The organism is Embleya sp. NPDC127516 (assembly GCF_044765325.1).
Lineage (GTDB): Bacteria > Actinomycetota > Actinomycetes > Streptomycetales > Streptomycetaceae > Embleya.
Genome location: NZ_JBIWJT010000018.1, coordinates 174,919 through 199,370 on the forward strand (window position 1 = coordinate 174,919; position 24,452 = coordinate 199,370).

22 protein-coding genes and 1 tRNA gene are annotated in these 24,452 nt (G+C 70.4%); 5 read left to right on the top strand and 18 right to left on the bottom strand.

Going from position 1 to position 24,452, the window contains the following annotated elements:
- The first annotated feature begins 142 nt into the window (after nt 1–142).
- A complete protein-coding gene (locus ACIRL2_RS31915) occupies nt 143–2,302 on the top strand; it encodes an elongation factor G-like protein EF-G2 (RefSeq protein WP_395872010.1) in 2,160 nt (719 codons plus the stop codon).
- A 272-nt stretch (nt 2,303–2,574) separates the two neighbouring features.
- Here the strand turns inward: ACIRL2_RS31915 and ACIRL2_RS31920 are convergent, their stop codons facing one another.
- From ACIRL2_RS31920 to thrS, 5 genes are all read right to left on the bottom strand, one after another.
- Nucleotides 2,575–3,915 carry a hypothetical protein gene (locus tag ACIRL2_RS31920; RefSeq protein ID WP_402236648.1) on the bottom strand — a complete coding sequence of 447 codons (1,341 nt, stop codon included), beginning with the start codon at nt 3,913–3,915 and terminating at the stop codon, nt 2,575–2,577.
- 290 nt (nt 3,916–4,205) lie between these two features.
- Nucleotides 4,206–5,459 (bottom strand): glycosyltransferase 87 family protein, encoded by a 1,254-nt coding sequence (locus ACIRL2_RS31925; RefSeq protein WP_402236650.1) that lies wholly within the window; start codon nt 5,457–5,459, stop codon nt 4,206–4,208.
- On the bottom strand, nt 5,456–5,860 hold the full coding sequence (locus ACIRL2_RS31930; protein WP_402236652.1) for a thiol-disulfide oxidoreductase DCC family protein: 405 nt from the start codon (nt 5,858–5,860) through the stop codon (nt 5,456–5,458). Before ACIRL2_RS31930 ends, ACIRL2_RS31925 begins: the two co-directional genes overlap by 4 nt.
- 103 nt (nt 5,861–5,963) lie before the next feature.
- A complete protein-coding gene (locus ACIRL2_RS31935) occupies nt 5,964–6,524 on the bottom strand; it encodes an HIT family protein (RefSeq protein ID WP_395872018.1) in 561 nt (186 codons plus the stop codon).
- Nucleotides 6,525–6,603: 79 nt separating this feature from the next.
- Nucleotides 6,604–8,583: a threonine--tRNA ligase gene (gene thrS, locus ACIRL2_RS31940; protein WP_395872020.1), complete on the bottom strand. Its 1,980-nt coding sequence runs from the start codon at nt 8,581–8,583 to the stop codon at nt 6,604–6,606.
- A gap of 250 nt (nt 8,584–8,833) precedes the next feature.
- Here thrS and ACIRL2_RS31945 point away from each other — a divergent pair, with 250 nt between their 5' ends.
- The 3 genes from ACIRL2_RS31945 (at nt 8,834) to ACIRL2_RS31955 (ending at nt 10,717) form a co-directional block, all read left to right on the top strand.
- Nucleotides 8,834–9,244: a hypothetical protein gene (locus ACIRL2_RS31945; RefSeq protein WP_395872022.1), complete on the top strand. Its 411-nt coding sequence runs from the start codon at nt 8,834–8,836 to the stop codon at nt 9,242–9,244.
- 61 nt (nt 9,245–9,305) lie between these two features.
- Nucleotides 9,306–10,028: a DUF3105 domain-containing protein gene (locus ACIRL2_RS31950; protein ID WP_395872024.1), complete on the top strand. Its 723-nt coding sequence runs from the start codon at nt 9,306–9,308 to the stop codon at nt 10,026–10,028.
- 20 nt (nt 10,029–10,048) lie between these two features.
- Nucleotides 10,049–10,717, top strand: a complete 669-nt coding sequence (locus ACIRL2_RS31955) for a DUF305 domain-containing protein (RefSeq protein WP_402236655.1) — start codon at nt 10,049–10,051, stop codon at nt 10,715–10,717.
- Nucleotides 10,718–10,834: 117 nt separating this feature from the next.
- Here ACIRL2_RS31955 and ACIRL2_RS31960 read toward each other — a convergent pair whose 3' ends face one another.
- From ACIRL2_RS31960 to ACIRL2_RS32000, 9 genes are all read right to left on the bottom strand, one after another.
- Complete coding sequence (locus ACIRL2_RS31960) at nt 10,835–11,464, bottom strand: DedA family protein (RefSeq protein ID WP_395872028.1); 630 nt, start codon at nt 11,462–11,464, stop codon at nt 10,835–10,837.
- Between the two features lie 400 nt (nt 11,465–11,864).
- Entirely contained in the window at nt 11,865–12,893 is a 1,029-nt protein-coding gene (locus ACIRL2_RS31965; protein ID WP_395872030.1) for a LacI family DNA-binding transcriptional regulator, read from the bottom strand.
- The gene (locus ACIRL2_RS31970; RefSeq protein ID WP_402236658.1) at nt 12,880–14,385 is read right to left on the bottom strand and encodes a glycoside hydrolase family 1 protein; all 1,506 of its coding nucleotides are present in this window, start codon (nt 14,383–14,385) and stop codon (nt 12,880–12,882) included. Before ACIRL2_RS31970 ends, ACIRL2_RS31965 begins: the two co-directional genes overlap by 14 nt.
- A gap of 111 nt (nt 14,386–14,496) precedes the next feature.
- Complete coding sequence (locus ACIRL2_RS31975; RefSeq protein WP_402236661.1) at nt 14,497–15,435, bottom strand: carbohydrate ABC transporter permease; 939 nt, start codon at nt 15,433–15,435, stop codon at nt 14,497–14,499.
- Between the two features lies 1 nt (nt 15,436).
- Entirely contained in the window at nt 15,437–16,486 is a 1,050-nt protein-coding gene (locus ACIRL2_RS31980; RefSeq protein ID WP_402236663.1) for a carbohydrate ABC transporter permease, read from the bottom strand.
- A gap of 339 nt (nt 16,487–16,825) precedes the next feature.
- On the bottom strand, nt 16,826–18,130 hold the full coding sequence (locus ACIRL2_RS31985; protein ID WP_395872038.1) for an extracellular solute-binding protein: 1,305 nt from the start codon (nt 18,128–18,130) through the stop codon (nt 16,826–16,828).
- Between the two features lie 336 nt (nt 18,131–18,466).
- Nucleotides 18,467–18,646: a hypothetical protein gene (locus tag ACIRL2_RS31990; RefSeq protein WP_402236666.1), complete on the bottom strand. Its 180-nt coding sequence runs from the start codon at nt 18,644–18,646 to the stop codon at nt 18,467–18,469.
- Between the two features lie 21 nt (nt 18,647–18,667).
- Nucleotides 18,668–18,739: transfer RNA gene (locus ACIRL2_RS31995), tRNA-Val, on the bottom strand.
- A gap of 113 nt (nt 18,740–18,852) precedes the next feature.
- Nucleotides 18,853–19,305 carry a TIGR02611 family protein gene (locus ACIRL2_RS32000; RefSeq protein ID WP_395872040.1) on the bottom strand — a complete coding sequence of 151 codons (453 nt, stop codon included), beginning with the start codon at nt 19,303–19,305 and terminating at the stop codon, nt 18,853–18,855.
- Nucleotides 19,306–19,650: 345 nt separating this feature from the next.
- Between ACIRL2_RS32000 and ACIRL2_RS32005 the strand changes: the two genes are divergently transcribed.
- On the top strand, nt 19,651–20,064 hold the full coding sequence (locus ACIRL2_RS32005; RefSeq protein ID WP_161356292.1) for an SsgA family sporulation/cell division regulator: 414 nt from the start codon (nt 19,651–19,653) through the stop codon (nt 20,062–20,064).
- A gap of 421 nt (nt 20,065–20,485) precedes the next feature.
- Here the strand turns inward: ACIRL2_RS32005 and ACIRL2_RS32010 are convergent, their stop codons facing one another.
- The 4 genes from ACIRL2_RS32010 to ACIRL2_RS32025 form a co-directional block, all read right to left on the bottom strand.
- Nucleotides 20,486–20,983: a hypothetical protein gene (locus ACIRL2_RS32010; RefSeq protein ID WP_395872042.1), complete on the bottom strand. Its 498-nt coding sequence runs from the start codon at nt 20,981–20,983 to the stop codon at nt 20,486–20,488.
- 232 nt (nt 20,984–21,215) lie between these two features.
- Complete coding sequence (locus tag ACIRL2_RS32015) at nt 21,216–21,944, bottom strand: GNAT family N-acetyltransferase (protein ID WP_402236670.1); 729 nt, start codon at nt 21,942–21,944, stop codon at nt 21,216–21,218.
- A 93-nt stretch (nt 21,945–22,037) separates the two neighbouring features.
- The gene (locus ACIRL2_RS32020) at nt 22,038–22,862 is read right to left on the bottom strand and encodes an aminotransferase class IV (RefSeq protein ID WP_395872046.1); all 825 of its coding nucleotides are present in this window, start codon (nt 22,860–22,862) and stop codon (nt 22,038–22,040) included.
- A 99-nt stretch (nt 22,863–22,961) separates the two neighbouring features.
- Nucleotides 22,962–24,020, bottom strand: coding sequence for a chorismate-binding protein (locus ACIRL2_RS32025; RefSeq protein WP_402236673.1), 1,059 nt, complete (start codon nt 24,018–24,020; stop codon nt 22,962–22,964).
- Nucleotides 24,021–24,452 lie beyond the last annotated feature (432 nt).

Genomic DNA, 24,452 nt, shown 5'->3' on the forward strand with positions numbered 1-24,452 from the left:
GACGTTGGCGTACCGACGACCGACAAGAGCCTGTCCGTCCGATCTCGGCGGACCCGTCGGGATCGACCGGACAGGCCCTGGCACCTGTGCGTCCGGAGACGTCGACGACGACCGCACGACATGGACAACCAGGAGGTGGCACATGGCGGACAAATCCGGAGCTAGCGCCGGAACCGTCGGCAGGGTAACCGCGCCGGCAAGCCCGGACTCGGTGCGCAACGTGGTGCTGGTGGGCCACACGGGGGCGGGCAAGACGACATTGGTGGAGTCCCTGCTCGTGGCGACCGGGACGATTCCCCGGGCCGGTCGCGTCGAGGACGGGACGACCGTGTCCGACTTCGAGGACATCGAACACCGCCAACACCGCTCGGTGGCGCTGTCGCTGTCCCCCGTCGAATTCGACGGCGTCAAGATCAACCTGCTCGACACCCCCGGCTACGCGGACTTCGTCGGCGACCTGCGCGCGGGCCTGCGCGCCGCGGACGCCGCGCTGTTCGTGGTCTCGGCCGCCGACGGCGTGGACGGCTCGACCCGGATGATCTGGGACGAGTGCGCCGCGGTCGGCATGCCGCGCGCGATCGTGATCACCAAACTCGACCAGGCGCGCGCCGACTTCGACGAGATGGTGCTGATCTGCCAACGGGTGTTCGGCGACCCCGACGCGGACACCGTGCTCCCGCTCTACCTGCCGCTGCACGGCGAGGACGAGAGCGTCGCGGGCCTGATGGGCCTGCTGACCCAGCGGGTGTACGACTACTCCTCCGGCACCCGCGAGACACTCGACCCGGACCCCGAGCACCTGCCGCTGATCGAGGACGCCCGCAACCGGCTGATCGAGGGCATCATCGCGGAGAGCGAGGACGAGTCCCTGATGGACCGTTACCTCTCCGGCGAGCAGATCGACGTGGACACGCTGATCACGGACCTGGAGACCGCGGTCGCGCGCGGCTCGTTCTACCCGGTGCTCGCGGTCGCGCCGAACGGACTGGGCACCATCGAACTCCTGGAAGGCATCGTCCGCGCCTGTCCGGCACCGCCCGAGCACGAGGTGCTGCCGGTGACCACCCCGGACGGCAAGCCGCACGACCCGCTGACCTGCGACCCCGAGGGCCCACTCGCGGCGGAGGTGGTCAAGACGACGTCCGACCCGTACGTGGGGCGGATCTCGCTGGTCCGGATCTTCTCCGGCACCCTGCGCCCGGACATGACCGTGCACGTCTCCGGCCACGGCATGGCCGACCGCGGCCACGAGGACCACGACCTGGACGAGCGGATCGGCGCGATGTCGATCCCGCTGGGCAAGCAGCAGCGTTCGCTCAACCGGGGCATCGCCGGCGACATCGTCGCGATCGCCAAGCTGACCCGGGCCGAGACCGGCGACACCATCTCGGACAAGGACGATCCGCTGCTGATGGAGCCGTGGATGATGCCCGACCCGCTGCTGCCGGTCGCCATCCGCGCGCACAGCAAGGCCGACGAGGACAAGCTCTCCCAGTCGCTCGCGCGCCTGGTCGCCGAGGACCCCACGCTGCGCCTGGAGCACAACACCGACACCCATCAACTGGTCCTGTGGTGCATGGGCGAGGCGCACGTCGAGGTGCTGCTCGACCGGCTGCGCAGCCGCTACGGGGTCGCGGTGGACGCCGTCACGCACAAGGTGTCGTTGCGCGAGACGTTCGCGGAGAAGGCCAGCGGACGCGGTCGGCATGTGAAACAGTCCGGCGGACACGGCCAGTTCGCGATCTGTGAGATCGACGTCGAGCCCCTGCCCGGCGGCTCCGGCTTCGAGTTCGTGGACAAGGTGTTCGGCGGCTCGGTGCCACGCAACTTCATCCCGTCGGTGGAGAAGGGCGTCCGGGCGCAGATGGAGAAGGGCGTCGCCGCCGGCTACCCGATGGTGGACCTGCGCGTGACGCTGACCGACGGCAAGGCGCACTCCGTCGACTCCTCCGACATGGCCTTCCAGATGGCGGGCGCGCTGGCGCTGCGCGAGGCCGCCGCGAGCACCCGGATCCACCTGCTGGAGCCGGTGTCCGAGGTGCGGGTCACCGTCTCCGACGAGTACGTCGGCGGCGTGCTCAGCGACCTGAGCTCGCGCCGCGGCCGGGTGGTGGGCACCGAACCGACCGGCTCGGGCCGCACCCTGATCCGCGCCGAGGTCCCCGAGATCGAGATCAGCCGCTACGCGATCGACCTGCGCTCGATCAGCCACGGCACGGGCCAGTTCGCCCGCGCCTACTGCCGGCACGACCCGATGCCCCCGCAACTCGCCGCGAAGGTCACCGCCGACACCGACGCCTAGACCCCACGAGCCGATCCGGTCCGGCGGCCGGGCACACCCCGTCGCGGCCGTCGGACCGGCTCGTGCGCCGCCGGATCGTCCCGTACGGGGATGCCGGGACGCTTCGGCGGCGCACTGGGGGAACCGTGCCGGTGGGGCGCGGTACGGATGGGGGGGTCGGCCGACCCGGGAGTGCGCCCGTCCAAAGGGTGTCGTGCCGCGTGGGGCGCGGGGCGAGCCGCTCGCCGGGCCCGGGGCCGGCCGCGCGGGTCGGCCGATCGTGCCCCGCCCGCTCAGGGGATCGGCAGCGCCCGGTCCAGCGCGACCAGCGACAGCAGCACGGTCGCCGACGTCCACGCCAGCGGGGCCACCGAGGCCGGCTTGCCGTGCGCGTCGACCTTCTCCGGCAACGATCCGGCCGCCGTGCGATGGTCGGCGAGCCAGTCGAGCCGGCTGCGCGCCCCGGCCCGATCCCCGCTCGCCGCGCTGAACAGCGCGAAGGACGCGGTCTCCGGGGTCCAGGCCGCGGTGGGATCGCCGCCCCAGCGCTCGCCCGGCAGGATCCCGCCGTTGGGCAGGGTCAACAATTCGGCGGATCGGCGGACGGCGCCGGTGACGCCGGCGTCCGCGCGGGCGAACGGCGGGCCCAGCCACGTCACCGCGGTGTCCGCGCCGCCCTCGGCCGACGCCGTGCGCGGATAGCCGTGCGGCCCGAATTCCTCGCGGACCGCACGATCGAGTCGCGTCGAGGCGCCCGTCCAGCGCTGCTCCTCGGCCCCGCTGCCGGTGCGCCGCGCCAGGTCGGCGGCCGCCCGCAGCCCCGCCGACAGCGGCGCGGCGGTGCCCAGGGTGACCTGGTCGGTGCGGGTCTCCCAGTAGTCCGAACCACGCGGCGGCAGCCCGTCCGCGCGCAACCGACCGGCCACCGCGTCACCGGCCCTGCGCACCGTCGGCCACAACTCGGCGAGCGCGGCCGCCGTCCCCTGGGCCCGGGGGTCCTGGTGGACGTACCAGAACCAGACCGCCCACGGCACCCAGCCGTTGCCGTCCAACTGCGCCGCCCGCTTGTCGCCGACCGGTCCCCCGTCCAGGCGGTAGCGCGCCTCCCAGGTGCCGTCGGCCCGTTGCAGCGCGGCCAGTCGGCGCAGCACCGCGAGCGCTTCCCGGTCGTGGCCGGTGACGGTGAAGGCCGCCGCGACCCACGCGGCGTCGCGCGGCCAGACGTACTTCCAGATCCCGAACCACGCCGCGGCGACCGAACCGTCGGGCTGGGTCAGTACCCGCATGTCCAGCAGCGCGCGCTCGGCCATCGCCCGGAAACGCGGGGTGTCGCCCGGGACGCTGCCCTGCGCGAGCCAGGCCCGCTCGGCGTCGGTGGGCGGTACCGGCGGCGCGTCGGTGGGCAGCGCGATCGGTCCCTCGGGGCCGGGTATGACGCCGCCGAGGAGCAGCGGCCGGGTCGTGGGCGGCGGGGGTGCCGCGCCGCCGACGGTGACGACGATGCCGATCGCCACCAGCAGACCGACCGCGGCGAGGCCGATCGAGCGGGCCCTGCCCGGGAAACGGAACCTGCCGAGGCCGCGGGCCTGGTCAGGGGAGGTATCGCCGTCGGCGGACCGAGCCTTGCTGCCCATGCGTGCCGTCTCCGCCCCCGGCCCCCTCGCCGCCTCGCCGGCGACCGGGCCGCTCCCCGTTCGGCTCAGTCTAGGCATGATCGGATCATCACTCGAACCGTCGTGCGGCCCGCGCCGAGCCCACCGCCCGGCCACTCCCCCACGACTCGGGCACCGGTGCGCGAACCGGGCGCGGCAACGATCGGGGCGACCACCCGCAGCGCCTTCGCCCACATCGCGCCCGCCTCGCCGTACGACCCGCGATCACCCGCCGTGGCGGCTGGAACGGATCACCTGAAAGTACGACGAGTCTACGAAGAGGGATCCAGGTCGGGCTCGGCGGCCGGGGTCAAACCGGTCGAACAGGTGAAATGCCGGCGATCCGCGACCAGCGCCCAGGCGGCCACGGCCAACCCGGCCACGGCGACGAGCACGTACGCGTTGCCCACGATCAATTGCCAACCGTGCAGGTCCAACTCGGCGCCGTCACCGAACGGCACCGTCCACACGATCCCGCTCGGCAGCACCCCGGACACCCGGGCGCGCTCCATCGGATAGGCCGCGGCGACCGCGAACACCGCCGCGAGCACACCCCAGGCCGGCCACGAGCGGGTACGCCGGACCCGGTCGGCGAGCACGATCACCAGCGGCAGCGCCCATACCCAGTGGTGCGTCCAGGAGATCGGCGACACCAGCAGCGCGGTCAGCGCGCAGAACCCCATCCCGGCCAGGGCCGCCCCGCGTCGCGCCGCCGCGACCGCGAGCGTCATGCCCACCGCCGCGACCAGGACCGCCAGCAGCGGCCACAACCATCCCGGCGGCGACTGCGCGCCGAACTGGCGGGTCACCGCGCCGTGCACGGACTGGTTGCCGGGGAACTGGGCCAGCCCGATCCGGGCGTCATCCAGGAACAACCCGCCCCAGTAGTCCGCGCATTCGCGCGGCAGCACCGCGAACGCCGCCGCGAAGGTACCGACGAACACCCCCAGCGCGGTCAGCCCCTCGCGCACGCGCCCGGTCAGCAGGAGGTACGGGATGAAGATCGCCGGGGTGAGCTTGAGCCCGGCCGCCAGACCGACGCCGACCCCGGCGAACCGCGCGCCGCGCGGGCGCGCGAAGTCGGCCAGCACCAGGACCAGCAGCAACAGGTTGATCTGCCCGAAGCGCAGGTTCTCCTGGACCGGCTCGGTCCACAACAGGGCGGCGGCGCTCAGCGCGGTCGCCCGTACCCGGTCGTCGCCGCGCAGGCCGAGGATCCCCCACGCGAGCCAGGTCGCCGTACCGAGCAACACCAGGTTGCCCACCACCCCGAGCACCTCGACCGCGCCCCACGGCAACCACGCCAGTGGCGTGAAGGTCAGCCCGGCCCACGGTGTGTAGGTGAACGGCAGCCGCCCCGGCCGGATCGTGTACAGCTCACCGTGGCCGGCCAGCACGTCCACCCCGCCCTGCCGATACACCTTCAGATCGCCCAGCCACCACATGTCGGCGGACCCGAAGGTGCCCAGCAGGAGATACGCGGTCAGCGAGCACGCGGCCACCGCGAGAGCCGCCCGGCGGGTCACCCTGCGGCGTTGACGGTGTCCGGCCGCAAGTGGGCCGGCATCGCGCACGCGGGAGTGCCGCCGGGCATGCGGTCACGGTTGTCCGCGACCAGGCGGTACACGCCGTGCGCGGCGATGCTCACCGGCTGCACGCGCAGCGCGGCACCGGCGAGGGCCCACGGGCCGCCGGCGTTCATGAACAGCTTGGCCACCGCGTGGTGTCCGCCGTAGACGGTGCCGATGGGGGTCACCCACAACACCTCGTGCTCGGCACGGTGCTGCTCGACCCCGAGCTCCTCCAACTCGGCGAACTGCCAGGCCACCACGTCGGCGTCGAACGGGATGTGTTTCTGCGCGAACTCCACCGACCGGGTACAAAAACCGCAGTCGCCGTCGTACACGAGAACCGGTCGTGCGCTCAAAGCTCTTCTCCTTGACAACAGCCGCTTGGATCCTGCCACCGGGCCCGGGCACGCCCACCGCGCCCGCGGCGGGTCCGCGCCCCCGGAACGCCGACCGCCCCGGTCAGTCGACCGGCCAGGCGGCGGCCAACATCTCGCGCGTGTCCGCGAGCAGTTGCGGCAGCACCTTGGTGTGCCCGACGACGGGCATGAAGTTGGTGTCGCCACCCCAGCGCGGCACCAGGTGCTGGTGCAGGTGCGCGGCGATCCCGGCCCCGGCGACGTGGCCCTGGTTCATCCCGATGTTGAACCCCTGCGCGCCGGACACCTTGCGCAGCGTGGCCATCGCGAGCTTGGTGAACCGGGCGAGTTCGATGGTCTCCGCGTCGTCCAGGTCGGTGTAGTCCGCGACGTGCCGATAGGGCACCACCATCAGGTGACCACCGTTGTACGGGTACAGGTTCAGCACCGCGTAGACCTGCTCGCCCCGCGCGACGACGAGCCCGTCGACATCGCTCAGCGCCGGAATCCGGCAGAACGGGCACCCGTCGTCGGGGGTCGGCCCCGACGGCTTGTTCTCACCCTTGATGTACGCCATCCGATGGGGAGTCCACAGCCGGGCAAAGGCATCCGGCCCCCCAACCCCATCCTGGATCTCGGGCTCGCTCGTCATGCCAGGAAGCATATGCCGTGGGCCGGGAAGGGCCGCGACCCGGTAACCGCGCGCTGTCGCACGGTCCCGGGCCGCGGTCGGTGACACCACGTCAGATCTGGATGCGGTCCTGGACGGCCTTGACGATCTCGGCCACCGCGTCGTCGATCGCGACACCGTTGTTCTGCTCGCCGCTGCGGTAGCGGAAGCTCACCGCGCCGGCCTGCACGTCCTCGTCGCCCGCCAGGAGCATGTACGGGATCTTGAACTTGTTGGCGTTGCGGATCTTCTTCTGCATGCGGTCCGCCGAGTCGTCGATCTCGACCCGGATGCCGTGCGCCTTGAGCTTGGCCGCGACCTCTTCGAGGTAGGGCACGTGCTCCTCGGTGATCGGGATGCCGACCACCTGGACCGGCGCGAGCCACGGCGGCATCTTGCCCGCGTAGTGCTCGAGCAGCACCGCGAAGAAGCGCTCGATCGAGCCGAACAGCGCGCGGTGGATCATCACCGGCTGCTGCCGGGTGCCGTCGGAGGCGGTGTATTCGAGGTCGAACCTCTGCGGCAGATTGAAGTCGACCTGGATGGTCGACATCTGCCAGGTGCGGCCGATCGCGTCCTTGGTCTGGACCGAGATCTTCGGGCCGTAGAACGCGGCGCCGCCCGGGTCGTCGACGAGCTCCAGACCCTGCTTCTGCGCGGCCTGGCGCAGCGTCTCGGTGGCCTCGGTCCAGTTCTCATCGGTGCCGATCGACTTCTCCGGATCCCTGGTGGACAGCTCCAGGTAGAAGTCGTCGAGGCCGTAGTCGCGCAGCAGGTTCAGCACGAAGGTCAGCAGCGAGTCCAGCTCGTCCGCCATCTGCTCGCGCGTGCAGTAGATGTGCGCGTCGTCCTGGGTGAAGCCGCGTGCGCGGGTCAGCCCGTGCACCACGCCGGACTTCTCGTAGCGGTAGACCGTGCCGAACTCGAACAGCCGCAGCGGGAACTCGCGGTACGAGCGCCCCCGGGCCCGGTAGATCAGGTTGTGCATCGGGCAGTTCATCGGCTTGAGGTAGTAGCTCTGGCCCTCGTCCAGCTCCATCGGCGGGTACATGCCGTCGGCGTACCAGTCCAGGTGGCCGGACAGCTCGAAGAGCTTCCCCTTGGTCGCGTGCGGCGTGTAGACGAACTCGTAGCCCGCCTCCTCGTGCCGCCGCCGCGAGTAGTCCTCCATGGTGCGGCGGATGATGCCGCCCTTGGGGTGGAAGACGGCCAGGCCCGAGCCGATCTCCTCGGGGATGGAGAACAGGTCCAGCTCGGCGCCGAGCTTGCGGTGGTCGCGCTTCTCGGCCTCCTCGAGGAAGGTCGTGTAGGCCTTGAGCTCGTCCTTGCTCGGCCACGCGGTGCCGTAGATGCGCTGGAGCTGCTTGTTCTTCTCGCTGCCGCGCCAGTAGGCGGCGGCCGAGCGCATCAGCTTGAACGCGGGGATGTTTCGGGTGGTGGGCAGGTGCGGGCCTCGGCAGAGGTCCTTCCAGCACAGCTCGCCGGTCTTCGCGTTCAGGTTGTCGTAGATGGTCAGCTCGCCGGCGCCGACCTCGGCGGAGGCACCTTCGGCGGCCTCGGCGGCGGAGCCCTTGAGCCCGATCAGCTCCAGCTTGTACGGCTCGTCGGCCAGTTCGGCGCGCGCGTCCTCGTCGGTGGTGACCCGGCGGGCGAAGCGCTGCCCCTGCTTGATGATCTCCTGCATCTTCTTCTCGATGCGCTTGAGATCGTCCGGGTGGAACGGCGTCTCGACGTCGAAGTCGTAGTAGAAGCCGTCCTTGATCGGCGGACCGATGCCGAGCTTGGCTTCGGGGAACAGTTCCTGGACCGCCTGGGCCATCACGTGCGCGGCCGAGTGGCGCAGGATGTTCAGACCGTCCTCGGAGCCGATCTCGACCGGTTCGATCTCGTCGCCGTCGACCACGACGTACGCCAGGTCCACGAGCCGGCCGGCCACGCGCGCGGCGACCACCGAGCGGTCGCCTTCGAAGAGGTCGGCAGCCGTAGTGCCCGTGGTCACCACCCGCTCGTCCCGGTCCGGGTCGCGGCTGATGGTCACTCGGGCTTCGGACACCGTTCGTCTCCTGACGTGTGGTTGGCGTGTGCTGCAAGGCGAGCCGGCATCGCTCGCACACCGATGCTATCGAGCCGGGAGCGGGAACCTTGCCTCGGTTTCCCGCCCCCGGGCGGGACCCGGCCCGGGCCCGGCGCGCGTCGGTACGGCCGCCGGTGGAGACACCTGCACAGTCACGGCCCAGTCACGACGACGAAAGATCGCGCCCCGACTTCCCACAGGGTCACTCCTTCAGGTGACAATAGGGCCCGTGACGCAACGGATGGCCTCGCTGGCAGTCCCGCTGCGGCCGGTGATCCGGCTGTTGGCCGGGGCTGCTCTGGCGTGCGCCGCGCTGCTCGGCAGCGCGTTCCCGATCCACGCCGAGTCGGTGCCCTCGACCGCCACGATCCCGACGGTGTGCCCGTTCCACCACACCGCGCACCAGGACCGGGACAGTGGCGGTCCGGACGACAAGGGCGACGGCTCGGGGCAATGCGGCGACCGCACGCACGCGTGCGTACCCGCCACCGTTCCGCCGCTGCCGCCGGTGGTCGCGCCCGCGCCCAGTTCGATGCTCCCGCCGTGGTTGGCCGAACCGGACGCCCTCGGTATCGCGCTCGCGCCGACGCCCGCCAAGGACGCCCCCGATCTGACGGTGCTCTGCGTCAGTCGTACGTGATCCGCGCGGCACACCCTCGCACGGTCCACAAACGAATCCGGAATCGGAATAAGGCGGAGCCATGGGGCAACAGTCCCCCAACACCTCGAAGAAGCAGAGCAAGGCGCAGCGGTCCGCCCGGATGGCGGCGACCCGTGAGCGGGTGGCCGCTCAGCGCGAGCAGGAGCGCAAGGCCGCCAAGCGCCGCTCGGCGATCATCTTCACCGCGTCGGGCCTCGCGGTCATCGCCCTGGTGGCGGGGCTGACCGCCGTGGTCATGTCCTCCAGCGACGACGACGGCGACAAGTCGAGCGCTTCGAACGTCATCGCCGACGTCAAGCCGGACCCCAGCGTCAAGAGCGACATCGTCGGGGTCAGCGCGTACACGGCGTCGCAGGGGCACATCGCCAAGCCCAAGGACGTCACCTACAAGCAGATCCCGCCGGTCGGCGGCGAACACGACCCGGTCTGGCAGAACTGCGGGATCTACGACTCGCCGATACCGAACCGCAACGGCGTGCACTCGCTCGAGCACGGCACCGTGTGGCTCACCTACCAGTCCAACCTGCCCGCGGACCAGCTCGAGATCCTGAAGTCCAAGGTCAAGGGCAAGACGTACATGATGCTGAGCCCGTACGAGGGCCTGGACAAGCCGGTCGTCGCCTCGGCGTGGGGTCTGCAGCTCAAGCTGGACAACGCGAGCGACCCGCGTCTGGACCAGTTCATCAAGGCGTACAAGGAAGGCAAGCAGACCCCGGAGCCCGGCTCGCCGTGCACGGGTGGGGTCGGGAAGCCGACCTCGTGAGGCCCCGAGCACGGGTCGCGATGATCGTCGCGACCGGTCTGCTCGCGGTGCCGGCGCTGGCCGCGTGTTCGTCGGACGACTCGAACAAGCCTGCCACGGCGACCACGCCCACCCGATCCCTCGGTCCGGCGCCGGCCGCCGTGCCGAACCCGCCCGCCGACGACTCCGTCGACGCCGGGTTCGCGCGTGACATGCGCACGCACCACGCGCAGGCCGTGCAGATGGCGATGATGATCCGCGACCTGACGCAGGACGACGCGACGCGAAAGCTCGCGTACGACATCGCGCTGACCCAGCAGGAGCAGATCGGCCGGATGGCGTCCTGGCTCCAGATGTGGGGCCTGACACTCGGTTCGACCCGGCCGGTCATGCAATGGATGACGCCGGGCTCGATGCCGAACCACTCGGGGCACGGTACGCCGGCGGCCGGCGCGGACACCCAGTTGATGCCGGGCATGGCCACGCAGGCGCAGTTGGACCGGCTGGCGACGTTGCACGGCAAGGACGCCGAGGTGATGTTCCTCCAGCTGATGATCGCGCACCACGAGGCGGGAGTGGCGATGGCCCGCGAGGGTCAGACCCGCGCGCAGGTGCAGCAGGTCCGGGATCTGGCGAACACGATGGTGATGGGCCAGAGCTCGGAGATCGACCTGATGCGCTCGATGCTCACGGAGCGCGGGGCGGGGTAGTTCGAGCCGGGACGGTCGGGGCGGGACGGTCGCGGTGGAGCGAACCGGCCCCGAGACGAGTGGGGCGCGGGATCGATGGTGATCCCGCGCCCCGCTGTCGCTCGTCCCGCCGGCTTCTCAGACCTCGACGGTGGCGGCGGTCGTCTCGCCGGCGTGCCGCCGGCGGCGGAGCTCACGCACGACACGTGCCGGCACGCCCACGATCACCGGTACGGAGGCGCCCAACGCCATCCCGCCGAGGGCCACGAACAGCGGGCTGTCCTGGACGATGCGGCCGGCCAGCGTGCCGACGGTCATCGCGTACGACACCGAGATGGTCGCCCCGACCAGAGTCGCCGCGCGGAACTGCGGGCGCGGGTAGCCCAGTCGGCCGGCGAGCATGTTCACCGCGGTCCGCCCGCCGGGCAGGAAGCGGGCCGCGATCAGCGCGGACATCCCGCCCTTGGCCAGCGCGCTGCGGGCCAGATCCATCGCCTTCTGCCGGCGCGGCCCCAGCACGGCGTCGCCCCCGCGACGCAGCCGTGCGCGGCCCACCGCGTAGGCGCATTGATCCCCGATGAACGCGCCGACCCCGGCGGTCAGCAGTACCAGGACGATGTACCGGAGGTCACCGTCCGCGACCGCCGCGGCGGCCATCACGAGTTCGTCACCGGGCACGATCGGAAGCACGGCGTCGATGGAAACGATCAGCGGCATCGCCAGCCAAAGCCAGGGAGAGAACAGCAGTCCGGTCCCGGCGCCGGTCACTGGTGTACCCCCGTGCACGCGCAGCGGATCGGTAGACAGGTATCGGTCACCGGGAGATCATCGCGCGATCCCCCATCCGGCGGAACATCGGGTCCTGGTCACCACCGGTCACGTGACGTGATAAGACCTGAAAAAACACCCATCTCAGAGCCCATCCACCCGAAAATCTCACCCATCACCGTGTCGACTTCCCGACATCGACACCACACATTCGGCCCACACCCCAGCCAACCCCCAACTCGGCCCGGCCTGCCCACAACGCCAAAATCAGCCCGGCCGGCACTCGAGGCCAACCCAGCCCGGCCGGCGCTTGAGGCCACCCCAAGCCCACCAACACCCAAGCCCAGCCAAGAATCCAACCAGCCTGGCCGGCGCTTGAGGCCACCCCACCCGCGACGCTTCACGAGGAGCACCGCTCAACCAACGTCGTCGGCAACACCACAGACGCCGCGCCCACCCCACCCCCGATCCGATCCAGCAACAGCCGCGTCATCAACCGCCCTTGCTTCGCCACGTGTTGCCGCACCGTGGTCAGCGAAGGCTCCGCCCACCCCGCAACGTCCGCGTCATCGAATCCGACGACCGCCACGTCCTCCGGAATTCGCCGACCCGCCTCCCCCAACACCGCCATCGCCCCGACCGCCATCAGATCCGACGCCGCGAACACCGCGTCCAGGTCCGGATCCTCGGCCAACAGCGTGCGCATCGCCGCCGCCCCGCCCGCCCGACTGAAGTCGCCATGCGCCACGAGCGGGCGCCCCGGTACCGCGTCCAGGTAGCCGCGCAGCCGGTCCACCCCCGCACACATGTCCTGTGGTCCGGCAATGGTCGCGATCCGCCGCCGTCCACGCACGCTCAAATGCTCGATCGCCGCACGCGCACCGCCCACATTGTCCGCGTCGACGTAGACGAAGTCGGCGTCCGAACCCAACGGCCGCCCACCCACCACCACCGGCATCCCGGCACCGTGCAGCCGCCCCGCCAGCGAGTCGTCGCCGTGCAACGACACCAGCAGCGCCCCGTCCACGTGCCCGCCACGCAGGTACCGCTCCAGCCGATCCTGCTGCTCGATGGTGCGCACCATCATGAGCACCAACTGATGGTCCGTATCCGCCAGTTCCGCACCCACCGAACGCACGATCGCCGACAGGTACGGATCGCCGAACAACCGCGTCTCCGGCTCCTGGACGACCAGCGCCACCGAGTCGGTGCGCCGAGTGACCAGCGTGCGAGCCGCCCGGTTGGGCACGTATCCGGTCCGCGCGATCGCCGCCTCGACCACCTCGCGCACCCGCGGGCTGACCTTGGGCGAGCTGTTGATCACCCGCGAGACGGTGGCGCGGGACACCCCGGCCACCGCCGCCACCGTCTCCAGGGTCGGCGGCTCGGCCGCCGAGGCGGCCTTGCTCCGACCGTCAGTCCTGGTCAATGCTCCCCATTCCGTCCGAGGCCGGATCGGCCCCGAGCACCCGATTGTCGGCGATCACCGCCGCGTACCAGCGTGCGCTGCGCTTGGGTGTACGCCGACCGGTCGCGAAGTCCACGTGCACGATGCCGAAGCGCTTCGCGTATCCGTACGCCCACTCGAAATTGTCCAACAGGGACCACACGAAATAGCCCCGAACATCCACCCCGTCGTCGATCGCCCGGCCCACCTCCGCGACGTGCGCCGCGATGTAGGCCGTGCGTTCGACGTCCTCGATCGCGCCCGTCGCGTCCACCCGGTCCTCGTACGCCGCGCCGTTCTCGGTCACCATCAGCGGCAGCCCCGGCGCCTCGGCCCGCAAGCGGGTCAGCACGTCGTACAGCCCGCTCGGGTCGATCCCCCAGCCCATCGCGGTGCGTTCGCCCGGCGCCTGCGCGAACCGCACGTCCGCGCACGCGGGCCACGGTGAGTACGCGCTCGCGCCGTGGCCGTCGTCGCGAGGCGCGGCGGCTCGGCCGGCCTCGGTGGCACCGTCCTCGGCTCCGCCCACCAGCAGCGGCGTGTAGTAGTTCACCCCGAGCATGTCGATCGGCCGGGCGATCTCGGCGAGGTCGCCGTCCCGGACGAACGCCCAGTCGGTCACCGAGGCGGTGTCCCGAAGCACGTCCGTCGGATACTCGCCGCGCAGCAGCGGGCCGACCTGGATCCGGTTGGCCAGGCCGTCCACCCGGCGCACGGCGTCCAAGTCCGCCGGCCGGTCCGAAAGAGGCCGTACCGCCGCCGGGTTGAGGGTGATCCCGATCCGATGCCCGGTCGGCAGTTCGGCCCGCAGCGCCCCGACGCCGAGCCCGTGCGCGAGCAACAGGTGATGGTTCGCGCGCAGGGACAACTCCTGGTCGGTCGACCCCGGCGCGTGTACGCCCGATCCGTATCCCAGGAACGCGGAGCACCAGGGCTCGTTGAGCGTGGTCCAGTCGCGCACTCGGTCACCGAGCCGCGCCGCCACCACCCGCGCGTACTCGGCGAATCGGGCCGAGGTGTCACGCGCGCCCCACCCGCCCGTGTCCTGGAGCGCCTGGGGCAGGTCCCAGTGATAGAGCGTCGCGTACGGATCCACGCCGTGCGCGAGGAGTTCGTCCACGAGCCGGTCGTAGAAGTCCAGCCCGGCCGCGTTGGCCGGGCCGCTCCCGGTGGGCAGAACCCGAGCCCAGGCGATGGAGAACCGGTAGGCGCCCAGGCCGAGTTCGGCCATCAGGGCGACGTCCTCGCGATAGCGGTGATAGTGATCGGTGGCCACGTCGCCGGTGTCGCCGGCGTGTACCCGGCCGGGGATCCGGCTGAAGGTGTCCCAGATCGACGGTGCTCGACCGTCCTCGGCCGCGGCCCCCTCGATCTGATAGGCGGCGGTGGCGGCACCCCAGACGAATCCGGGTGGAAAGCCGCCGTCAAGGCGGGTCGACAGCGCCGGTCGGGCGGTCAGGGCGTGGTCGGTCATGATGGGAATTCCTTTCCTGATGGCTTCGTCGGCTCGATGGCTTCGTCGGCTCGACGGCCTCGTCGGCCCGACGGCCTCGTCGGCCCGGGGCCTCGATGGCGTCGGCTGTGGTCAGCCCTTGACCGCGCCCTGCATGATGCCGCCGACGATCTGCCGGCCGAGCAGGCCGAAGACCACCAGGACGGGCAGCGTTCCCAGCAACGTTCCGGCGAGGATGATCGACTGGTCGTGCACGTAACCCCCGCCGAGCGAGTTGATCGCGACCTGCACGGTCGGATTGCTCGACGACAACGCGATGATCGGCCAGAAGAAGTCGTTCCACGTGGTCATGAAGGTGAGCAGGCCGAGCACCGCCATCGCCGGGCGGGCGATCGGCACGACGATCGACCAGAAGATTCGCGCGTAGGACGCGCCGTCCACCCGGCCGGCCTCGATCAGTTCGTCGGGCAGCGCCTCCAGCAGGTACTGCCGCATGAAGAACACGCCGAACGCGGTAACCAACGTGGGCAGAATGACGGCTTGCAACTGGTTCACCCACTGCAACTTCGCCATGATCATGAACAGCGGAATCAGCCCGAGTTGCGGCGGGATCATCATCGTCGCGACCGTGATCCCGAGCAGGATGCCGCGCCCCCGGAACCGCAGCTTGGCGAAGGCGAATCCGGCCAGCGTCGAACACAGCACGGTGCCGGCGGCGACGGTGGCCGACACGATCGTCGAATTGATCAACGCCTGGACGATGTCGGCCTCGTCGAGCGCCTTGTCGAAGTTGGAGAGCAGGTTGCCACCCGGCGTGAGGGGCGGCGGTACGTGGTTGATGTCGGCATTACTGCGAGTGGCGGCGACGATCGACCAGTAGAAGGGGAACACCGAAAGCAGGGTCGCGAAGCCCAGGATCACGTACACGAGGGGCCCGCCGTGGAGCTGACGGGAGTGCTTGGATCGGCGAGTGCGGCCCCGCCCCGTCCGCGGCGCCGGCGTCGATGGACCGTCGGATTGCCGGCCGGTGGGGTGCGAGGGGGCGACGGGTGTACCTGTCGTACCTGCCATGTCAGCGGCCCTCCCGGGTCTCGCGGCGCGAACGACTCCTGGAGACGAGCGCGTTGACCCCGATGACCAGAAGAATGATCAGGAACGTCGTCCACGCGATCGCGGATGCCTTGCCGAGCGCGTAGTTGCTCCACCCGGTCTCGTACATGTAGAGCCCGATGGTCTGGTACTGGTGGGAGGCCCCACCGCGTACACCGATCGGTCCACCCTGAAGCAGCAACGGCTCGGCGAAGATCTGCATCGCGCCGATCGTCGAGACCACGACGGTGAACACGATCGTCGGCCGCAGTCCGGGAATGGTCACGTGCCGGAACTGGTGCCAGGACTTCGCCCCGTCCAGCGCGGCCGCCTCGTAACGATCGTGCGGAATGGCCTGCATCGCGGCGAGATAGATCAGCGTGTTGTAGCCGACCCAACGCCAGGTGACGATGGTGGAGATGGCGATCTGTGAGGTCCAAGTGCCGTTGTACCAGTCGACGTTGTCGACGCCGAACGGGCCGAGGAACCAGTTGACCATGCCGTAGTCACGCCCGAACAGGCCACCGAACACCAGCGTCGCGGCGGCTACGGACGTCGCGTAGGGCATCAAAATCGCGACCCGGAAGAAGGTCCGCCCGCGCAGCCGCCGGTTGAGCAGATGCGCCAGGCCGAGCGCCATGCACAGCTGCGGCACGGTCGAGATCACGCCGATGGTGAAGGTATTGCGCAGCGCCTTCCAGAAGAACCGGTCGTGCCAGAGGTTGGTGTAGTTCTCCAGGCCGAGCCAGGTCATCTCGTCCGGGTTCTGCAGGCGAACGCGGTGCAGCGAGATATAGCCCGTGTAGAGGAGCGGGAACAGCCCGAAGGCGATGAACAGGACGAAGAAGGGCGCGACGAAGGCGTAGGGCGACGCGGTGTTGGCGCGTCGTCGCCACATTTGACGGGGAGTCAGGAGGGAAGTGGGCGTTTGGGGAAGGGAGTCGGGCCGGGGGTCGGATGGGGGCTCGGGTCGGGATCGGGCCCTGGATCGAAGTCGGGATCGGGCTTCACGAGCGGGGGGTGGTGCCGCCATCGGGATCACTCCGGGCCGGGTGAGGTGGGTGGGCGGGCGTGGGGGTGACCCGACCGAGGAGGGACGGTCGGGCCACCGAAAGGGGCGGCCCGGAGGGGCGGGTCCGATACGGCGTCACGGACGCCGGCTGCCCTGCTGCCGGCACGGACCTTGGTGCGGACCTTGGTGCGGGCCGTGGCATGAGCCGTGGTGCGGGCCGTGGTGCGGTCCCGGGCCTGGTGCGTGGTTCGGCGCCCCGAGCGGGCGCCGCGGACCGTGGCCGGCGCGGCGCCGGAGGGCGTGCCCGGCACGGCGCCGGAGTCCGTAGCCGGCTGTCGGCTTCGTCGCGGGTGGTCGCCGTCAGCTTGCGAGGGCGTTCTTGACCGCGTCGCGCGCCTGCTTCCACGCATCGTCCGGCTTGACTCCCTGTGCCTCCACGGAAGTCAGCGCGGTGGTGATGTTCTCCTTGATGTCGTTGTGCCGAACTCCGGTGACCTGCACGGGCATCCGCTCCGCGGCCGTGCTGAAGATCGCGCCGATCGGCGCATTGTTGAAGTAGGGATCCGTGGTCGCCTTGACGCTCTCGATCGCGCCGGTCTTGGACGGGAAGTTCCCCTGCTTCTGGAACATCTTGGTCTGCTGCTCGGGCGCGGTGAGCCAGGCGACCAGTTCAGCGGCTTCCTTGTGGTGCTTGCCGCCCTTGGGAATGGCGAGGTACGAGCCACCCCAGTTGCCGGTGCCACCGGGGCCGGGAGCGACATCCCACTTGCCCTTGCCCGCGTCACCGGCCTGAGTCTTGATGTACCCGATCATCCATGCCGGGCAGGAGAGCGACGCGAAGCCGTCGGCCGCGAACGCCTGGTTCCAGTCGCTCTGGAACTGCTGCAACGTGGCGGACAGTTTGCCGTCGGCAGCCTGGGTGGCCAGGTCCCACGCATGCTTCACGGTCGGGTTGGTGTCGTAGATCGGCTTGCCGGCCTGATCGTAGTAGGACTCCTGCTGCTGCCCGATGATCGCGTTGTACAACCCGGTCACACTGTCCAGGTAATGCGTCTTCTTCGGGGCGTTCGCCTGGAACTGCCGCCCCAGTTCGACGTATCCCTCCCACGTGGACCAGCGCCGCGCCAACTCGTCCCGATCGGTGGGCAGTCCGGCCGCCTTGAACAGGTCGCTGCGGTAGCAGATCGCCATCGGACCGGTATCGGTCCCGGCCCCCAACACCTTCCCGTCGGCGGTGGTCGCCGCCTTGCTCTTCCACGGCAGGTACTGGGCGTTGCCGGCGGACAGGCCCAGCGAGTTCAGATCCACCCACTTGTCGGCCTGGTTCTTCACGACGTCGGCGATCCGCCCGACCTCGATGCCCTGAATGTCGTCGATCCCACCCCCACCGGCAAGCCGAGTCTGCACGGTACGCCAGTAGTCCTCCTCCTTCTCGGTGTCGTGCTGAACGATCTTGATGCCCGGATGCGTCTGCTGATACTCGGCATACAGCCCGGCCTCCTCGAAGCCGAACGTCCCGAACAGCCCGACATTCAACGTGACTTTGCCATCCCCCGAGCCGGACCCCCCACCATCCCCACACCCGGCGAGCCCACCCCCGACCAACAACACGGCACACAGCGCCGCCACCGCCCTGACCCGACCACGAACGTGACGCGTACGCATGAACGACCTCCTGAAGACGTGCATCCAAAAAGCAAGATCTCCACCCCCACCGCCCCGAACGCGATGGCGAAGGAGCACAACCCATGGCGGTGCGGCGGTGCGGCGGTGCGGCGGAACGAATCACGGGCAGCACAAGTCACGCAGTATCGGAGCGCCGAAACCTGAACGGTGAGAGCGCTCTCACGACATGCACAGGAGCCTGTCCTCCCCAAGCATCCCTGTCAATACTTCAACCCCTGAACCCACCACCCCGACAACCCGCCCCCCACCTAAAACTCCTGAACCCCCACCCCGCCCACCGCCCGACGCCCGCTCACCTCAAGAGGTGCCGAAGCGTCACGTGCCGGAGCCGCGTTGTGGAATGCCCGTGACACGCATCGCCGGGCCATCGACCTTCGTTGCGATGCTCCACCGGAGCAGGACAAGGTTGTCCACCTCGCCCATCGGGGTATCCGCAAATTCGGTTCCGAAGCGGATGTGGTGTGTGAGCGCGGCAGAGCCCCGGATCATTTTCATGATCCGGGGCTCTGACCTGTGTGGGCGATACTGGGATCGAACCAGTGACCTCTTCGGTGTGAACGAAGCGCTCTCCCGCTGAGCTAATCGCCCGGGCGCAGGGAGAACATTACCGCATGGGTGGGGGAGGTCGCGCCCACCCTCCTCCGGGCGCGTGCGGCCGGGCGCCGGGCACCTCGTGGTGGTGGCCCGGCGGCCGGGCGGGGTCAGAAGGGGAGGGCCATTCCGTACTTCCACAGGTACAGGGCCACGGCTGCGGCGATCAGGATGAGGCCGATCGCGAGCATGATCATGTTGCGGCGGCGCGTCTTGGGGTCCAGGGCTCGGTTGGCGGCCTTGGTGACCTTGTCCTTGGTCCACAGGAGGGTGCGTTGGGCCCAGACGAACTCGGTGCCCAGGACGGCCAGGCCGAGGAAGATGACCGCCCAGCCGGGGCCCGGGAGCGGGAGCATGATGATGCCGCCGACGATGATCGCGAAGCCGATGACGGCGACGCCGATCTGCCAGGTCATGTGCAGTGGCTTCGAGCGCTTGATGAATGCGGGAGCGCGGGAGCCGAATGGTTTCGCCTGCTTGCCGGCCGGATCGCTCGGGGCGTCCTGGTCGGCGGCGGGTTCCCGTGTGGCGTGCGCGCTGTTCTCCGCGACCCCCGTGTCCATCGTTGGCCTTCCTCTCTCGTCGTACCGGCCGTCGTTCACCGGGCACCTCCGTCTGGCCTGCGGCCGGAGCCGACCATGGCTCGGCCTGGCTTGACAACGCTACAAGGGGGCAGACGTTCGGTGCAGGCCCGAGGGTGCGGAGCGGGTCCGCTCGTGGCATGAACTGAACGCCTGTTCCCTTCCGGAAATCATGCGGGCGAACGTTACACCTCCGCATCGCTCTTAAGGAGTACCCAGACGCCCGTATATCGGGCAGAGACGTTTACAAGAGGTCCGCAGGTGGGATGTTGCGAACGCCGACGTGCGAATCCCCGAGCGCACACTGAGCGAAAGGCCATGGCGCTTATGAACACCACGGTCAGCTGTGAGCTGCACCTGCGCCTCGTCGTCTCGAGCGAGTCTTCATTGCCAGTCCCCGCGGGACTGCGCTATGACTCGTCGGACCCGTACGCCGTGCATGCGACCTTCCACACGGGTGCCGATGAGACGGTCGATTGGGTCTTCGCCCGCGACCTTCTCGCGGACGGGCTGCGTCAGCCCTCTGGCACCGGCGACGTTCGTGTGTGGCCCTCCCGGAGCCACGGACAGAGCATCGTCTGCATCGCCCTCAGTTCGCCGGAGGGTGAAGCCCTGCTCGAAGCGCCCGCTCGGGCGCTGGAGTCGTTCCTGAAGCGTACGAACGCTGCCGTCACCCCCGGCAACGAGCATCGCTTCTTCGACCTCGACCGGGAACTTTCGCAGATCCTCGCCGAGAACTGAGCTCCCGGAACGGCGGGCACGCCCCTGTCCGCAGCGCCGGGTACGTACGTCACCGCTCCGCCGCACCCACCGTCCACAAGGTGGGGGCGGCGGAGCGTTTTCACGTCCTGTTACGGGACGTCCGTCCACCCCTCCCCCGCCCGCCGCGACCGCCCGCTTCCGCCCGCGACCGCCGGACGAGTGAATCGAACACACCGAGCGATCGGTCGGTCCGAATACGTACACGATCCGCACATGGTGCAAACAAAGCGCGCAGTCGAACACATTTTCCGGCATCGGCATCGGCCATCGACAACGCGCGTGGGAATGCGTTCACATTCACCACCCCGGGGCGTGGCCTGTTGTGCACAGCGCGTGTTTCCCGGTTCATCCGGTAACCCACGTCAACCGGCGGTAATCGGCAAATCGGGATTCCCCGACTTCAGATCCCGCGTTTGCGCAACAGTTCCTCGATCTCCGCGAACTCGTCGTCGACCGCACCGCGCGCCGCGCGCCGCGAGCGTGGAGCGGCGGCCGGCTTGGGCTGTTGGCTGCGGGGCAGGGCGCCACCCGCGCCGGTCCCGCCGGTGAGCGCGGACAGGTCCGAAGAGCCCGCCGTGCCGGTCGAGTCCGGGTTCTTTCGACCGCCGATCATCCGGGCGATCATCAGCAGCATCACGGCGAACGCGAGGATCGCGACGCCGCCCCACGCCTTGATCCCGAAGGCGAGGTCCGTCGCCCAGTCGGCGGCGGCGCTGCCCACCCGGCGGCTCAGTGTGGCCAGGCCGGTCAGGTACAGGCCGATCGGGAACAGCGCCGCGGCGGTCCACCGCGTCGCTGTCAGGAAACGTCGTTGGCGAGCCTTCTGTACCGCGATGACCAGGCCGAGACCCGTCAGCGCCATGCACAAGGCGCCGGTCACCACATCTGCGCCGGACATGCGCTCGGCCTCCTCGTTCGCAGCTTGTTCGCAGCTTCGTTCACGGCGTTCGACTTTCGAGGCGTTCGACTTTCGAGGTGTTCGAAGCCTCGAGGCATCGGTCCTCCCCCCATCGTCGCCGCCTCCGCCCCCGGACGCCACGATCGGCGGTCGGTTCAGTACTCGGGGAGGACACCGACCGCTCCATCTCCTCCCCGTGGAGTACATCCAGGATCAGGGATGTACCCCACCCTCACAGGATGGGTTTCCCCCAATAACGCGTGCGCGGCGCGAATCCCGCCGCTGTGCAGGCCTTCATGTGGGTGTCGTCGGAGAGGTCGATGGCCATCTCGTGCAGGCCCTGGCTCGCCGTCACGTGGCCGGCCGCGCGGAGCAGCGTCGCGGTGGCCTCCGGGTTCGGCGCCGTCAGCGCCAGGATGACGCCGTGCGCCACCCACACGGCCGCGCCGTCGCCGAGTGTGTACGGCGCGGGCGCGGTGGGGTGGTCCAACCGGGCCTGCGCCCGGGCCTGCGCGGCGGGGGCGGCCCAGCCCGCCGCGCGCAGGCTCTCCGCGTAGCGGTGCAACTCCGCGGCGCACCACTCCTCGCGTTCGTCGGTGTCCATCATCCGCACACCGGAGGGCAGGCCGGTGGCGCGTACGCCGGCCGCGAGTCGGCGACTGTCGGGGGCGTAGCCCAGCGCCTGCACGAGGCCGGTCGCCGCCCGGTTGCCCTCGGGGACGGCCGCTGCCATCCGGGTGCACCGCCGGCCGCGCATGACCTCCTCGGCCGCGAGCATCGCGACGCACGCGTGGCCGCGGCGGCGGCGGGACGGCAGCACCTGGATGTGCAGGATCCATCCGGTGCCGACACCCCACGGGCCCAATGGGGTCAGGTGCACGCCGCCGATGGCTCGGCCGTTGGCACAGATCGAGTACACGCCGTCACGGCCGGGTCCGGCCGGTCGCAAAGTGGTCGTCATCGGGTGCCCCCGCCTTCCCGGGCGCAGCGCCCCGTTACCGGCAGTGCTGCCCGCGCGCGGACCCGGCCAACCTGGCCGGGCCGCGCGGGGTGATCACGGGTCGATGTCGGCGGCGGCGCGGGCCGCGAAGATCTCCATCGCCTTGCGGGTGAGCGGTCCGGGGGCGTCCGGCGTGTGCTCGTCGATCCGGTGTACGGCCTGGATGTCGCGCAGCGACGAGGTCAGGAACACCTCCTCGGCGTCGGCGAGCACGGCCAGTGGTACGTCGATCTCCTCGGCCCCGACCCACTCCAGCACCAACGCGCGCGATACGCCCGCCAGGCAGCCGGCCGACAGCGGCGGGGTGACCACGTGGCCGTCGAGTACGACGAACACGTTCGAACCGGTGCCCTCGCACAGGTTGCCCGCCGTGTTCGCGAACAGCGCCTCGCTCGCGCCGCGTTCGGCGGCGTACGCGAGCATCACCACGTTGTCGGCGTAGCTCGTGGTCTTGAGCCCGGTGGTCGGCGCGTGCTCGTTGCGGGTCCACGGGACGGTGACCACGGCCGTACTCTTGCCGCGGGTCTTGGCCGCGGCCAGGGCCACCACCAGGGTCGGCTCGGCGTCGCCGCGCTCGGAGCCCAGCGGCGACCGGCCGCCCGTGTAGGTGATCCGCAGTCGGCCGATCCCCGGCAGCGGGTTGGCCGCCAGCACCTCGGCACACGCACGGCGGATCAGGTCCGGGTCCGGCGCGGGCAGCCCGAGACCGCGCGCGGAGCGGGCCAACCGGTCCAGGTGCCGGGTGACGGCGAAGGCCCGCCCTCCGCTCGCCTTCATCGTCTCGAAGACGCCGTCGCCCACGGTCAGGCCGTGGTCGTCCACCCGAACCACCGCGTGCTCGTCGTCGACGAGGCGATCGTTCAGCCAAATCCTGCTCATGCGCCCTCCGAGGCGTCGCGCGGGCCGTGCACATCGTTCTTGTCGTACGAGGTCATACGGGTTGTACGGGTTGTACGGGTTGTACGGGTCGTACGGGTGCTACTCCGGTCCCGGCGGGTCCTCCCACCCGGGAAGGTGATCCCGCGCGCCCGGAACCTGATCCCGCGCCGCCACCGCGAGCAGGTTGCGGGCCTTGAGCTCGGTCTCGTCCCACTCGCGCTGCGGGTCCGAGTCGTACGTGATGCCCGCGCCCGTGCCGAAGTGCAGTCGGCCGTCCCGGACGAAGAAGCTGCGTATGCCCACCGCGAGCGAGCCGTCGCGGCGGTCCGCGTCGACCCAGCCGATCGCGCCGCAGTACGGGCCGCGCGGAACCGGTTCGAGTTCCTCGATGATCCGCAACGCGCTGCTCTTGGGCGCGCCGCTGACCGAACCGGGCGGGAAGGTCGCGGCGAACAGCTCCGGCCAGCCCACCCCCGGGGCCAACGTGCCCGCGACGGTGGAGACGAGGTGGACCAGGCCCGGGTGCTTCTCGACCACGCACAGGTCGGGCACGGTGACGGAGCCGATCGCGCTCGCCCGGCCGAGGTCGTTGCGCACCAGGTCCACGATCATCACGTTCTCGGCGTAGTCCTTGGGCAGCAGGTCGGCCTCGGTACGGCCGGTGCCCTTGATCGGGCCGGACCAGACCCGGTCGCCGGCCCGGTGCAGGTAGAGCTCGGGAGACGCGCACGCGACGTGCACATCGTGGTCGGGCAGCCGGATCACTCCCGCGTACGGCGCCGGGTTGCCGTGCGCGAGCAGGCCCGCGAGGCCGACGATGTCGGCGCCCTCGGGCAGCGGCGCGCCGAGCAGGCGACACAGGTTGACCTGGTAGACGTCGCCCGCGGCGATGTACTCGCGGATCCGGCGCACCCCGGCACGGTACGCCTCGGCGCCGAGCGAGTCGGTCCAGGTGTGGGCGGGCGGGCCGATCCACGGCGCGGGCGGCAGCGGGGCCGGTCGTACCTCGTCGAAGCGTGCGCACAGCAGGTCGCCCTCGAAGTCGGCGACGACGGCCCAGAACCCGTGCGAGTCCAGCGCGGCCGGGTCCCGCGTGACATCACGCAGGCCGGTGGCCAAGCGCCCGCCGAGGTGGGCGAGAGGGGGTGGCTGACTCACTGGTTCGTTCCGGGGGTCGCGACCGCGGCACCTGTGGAGGATCGGCGCGCGGATCAGATCGTCCATTGTAGAAGGCCGTCCCGGCGTCCGTGGTGGGCCGTCCCGAGGCTCCGAGCCGCCCGCGCGCGGCGGCCGGAAAGGGCCCGCCCGCCCGCATCGGACGCGGCCGGAACTGCCCCGAAACGATTCCGCGTTCCCGCGTGCCGGTCGGGCACGGCATGATGCGGCACGGTGGGTAGGAACCCGGCAGCCCCGAGTCCGGCGACCGCACCTCCCCGGTCGGTTCGCCCCGACCCGTCGAAGTCTCCACAGCACCACGCGATCGAAGGACGTTCATCCGTGCACTGTTCCGCCTGCGACACCTGGTCTACGCGGGCCGACCGCTGTTCGTACTGCGGCGCCGTCCCGGCCGCTGCCGCATCGCAGCAGCCC

Excerpts from the sequence above, each read along its gene's own strand:
- ACIRL2_RS31915 (WP_395872010.1), top strand. The coding sequence starts at position 143 with ATGGCGGACAAATCCGGAGCTAGCGCCGGAACCGTCGGCAGGGTAACC.
- ACIRL2_RS31920 (WP_402236648.1), bottom strand. The coding sequence starts at position 3,915 with ATGGGCAGCAAGGCTCGGTCCGCCGACGGCGATACCTCCCCTGACCAG.
- ACIRL2_RS31935 (WP_395872018.1), bottom strand. The coding sequence starts at position 6,524 with ATGCTTCCTGGCATGACGAGCGAGCCCGAGATCCAGGATGGGGTTGGG.
- ACIRL2_RS31950 (WP_395872024.1), top strand. The coding sequence starts at position 9,306 with ATGGGGCAACAGTCCCCCAACACCTCGAAGAAGCAGAGCAAGGCGCAG.
- ACIRL2_RS31955 (WP_402236655.1), top strand. The coding sequence starts at position 10,049 with ATGATCGTCGCGACCGGTCTGCTCGCGGTGCCGGCGCTGGCCGCGTGT.
- ACIRL2_RS31970 (WP_402236658.1), bottom strand. The coding sequence starts at position 14,385 with ATGACCGACCACGCCCTGACCGCCCGACCGGCGCTGTCGACCCGCCTT.
- ACIRL2_RS31975 (WP_402236661.1), bottom strand. The coding sequence starts at position 15,435 with ATGGCAGGTACGACAGGTACACCCGTCGCCCCCTCGCACCCCACCGGC.
- ACIRL2_RS31980 (WP_402236663.1), bottom strand. The coding sequence starts at position 16,486 with ATGGCGGCACCACCCCCCGCTCGTGAAGCCCGATCCCGACTTCGATCC.
- ACIRL2_RS31985 (WP_395872038.1), bottom strand. The coding sequence starts at position 18,130 with ATGCGTACGCGTCACGTTCGTGGTCGGGTCAGGGCGGTGGCGGCGCTG.
- ACIRL2_RS31990 (WP_402236666.1), bottom strand. The coding sequence starts at position 18,646 with ATGAAAATGATCCGGGGCTCTGCCGCGCTCACACACCACATCCGCTTC.
- ACIRL2_RS32000 (WP_395872040.1), bottom strand. The coding sequence starts at position 19,305 with ATGGACACGGGGGTCGCGGAGAACAGCGCGCACGCCACACGGGAACCC.
- ACIRL2_RS32005 (WP_161356292.1), top strand. The coding sequence starts at position 19,651 with ATGAACACCACGGTCAGCTGTGAGCTGCACCTGCGCCTCGTCGTCTCG.
- ACIRL2_RS32010 (WP_395872042.1), bottom strand. The coding sequence starts at position 20,983 with ATGTCCGGCGCAGATGTGGTGACCGGCGCCTTGTGCATGGCGCTGACG.
- ACIRL2_RS32015 (WP_402236670.1), bottom strand. The coding sequence starts at position 21,944 with ATGACGACCACTTTGCGACCGGCCGGACCCGGCCGTGACGGCGTGTAC.
- ACIRL2_RS32020 (WP_395872046.1), bottom strand. The coding sequence starts at position 22,862 with ATGAGCAGGATTTGGCTGAACGATCGCCTCGTCGACGACGAGCACGCG.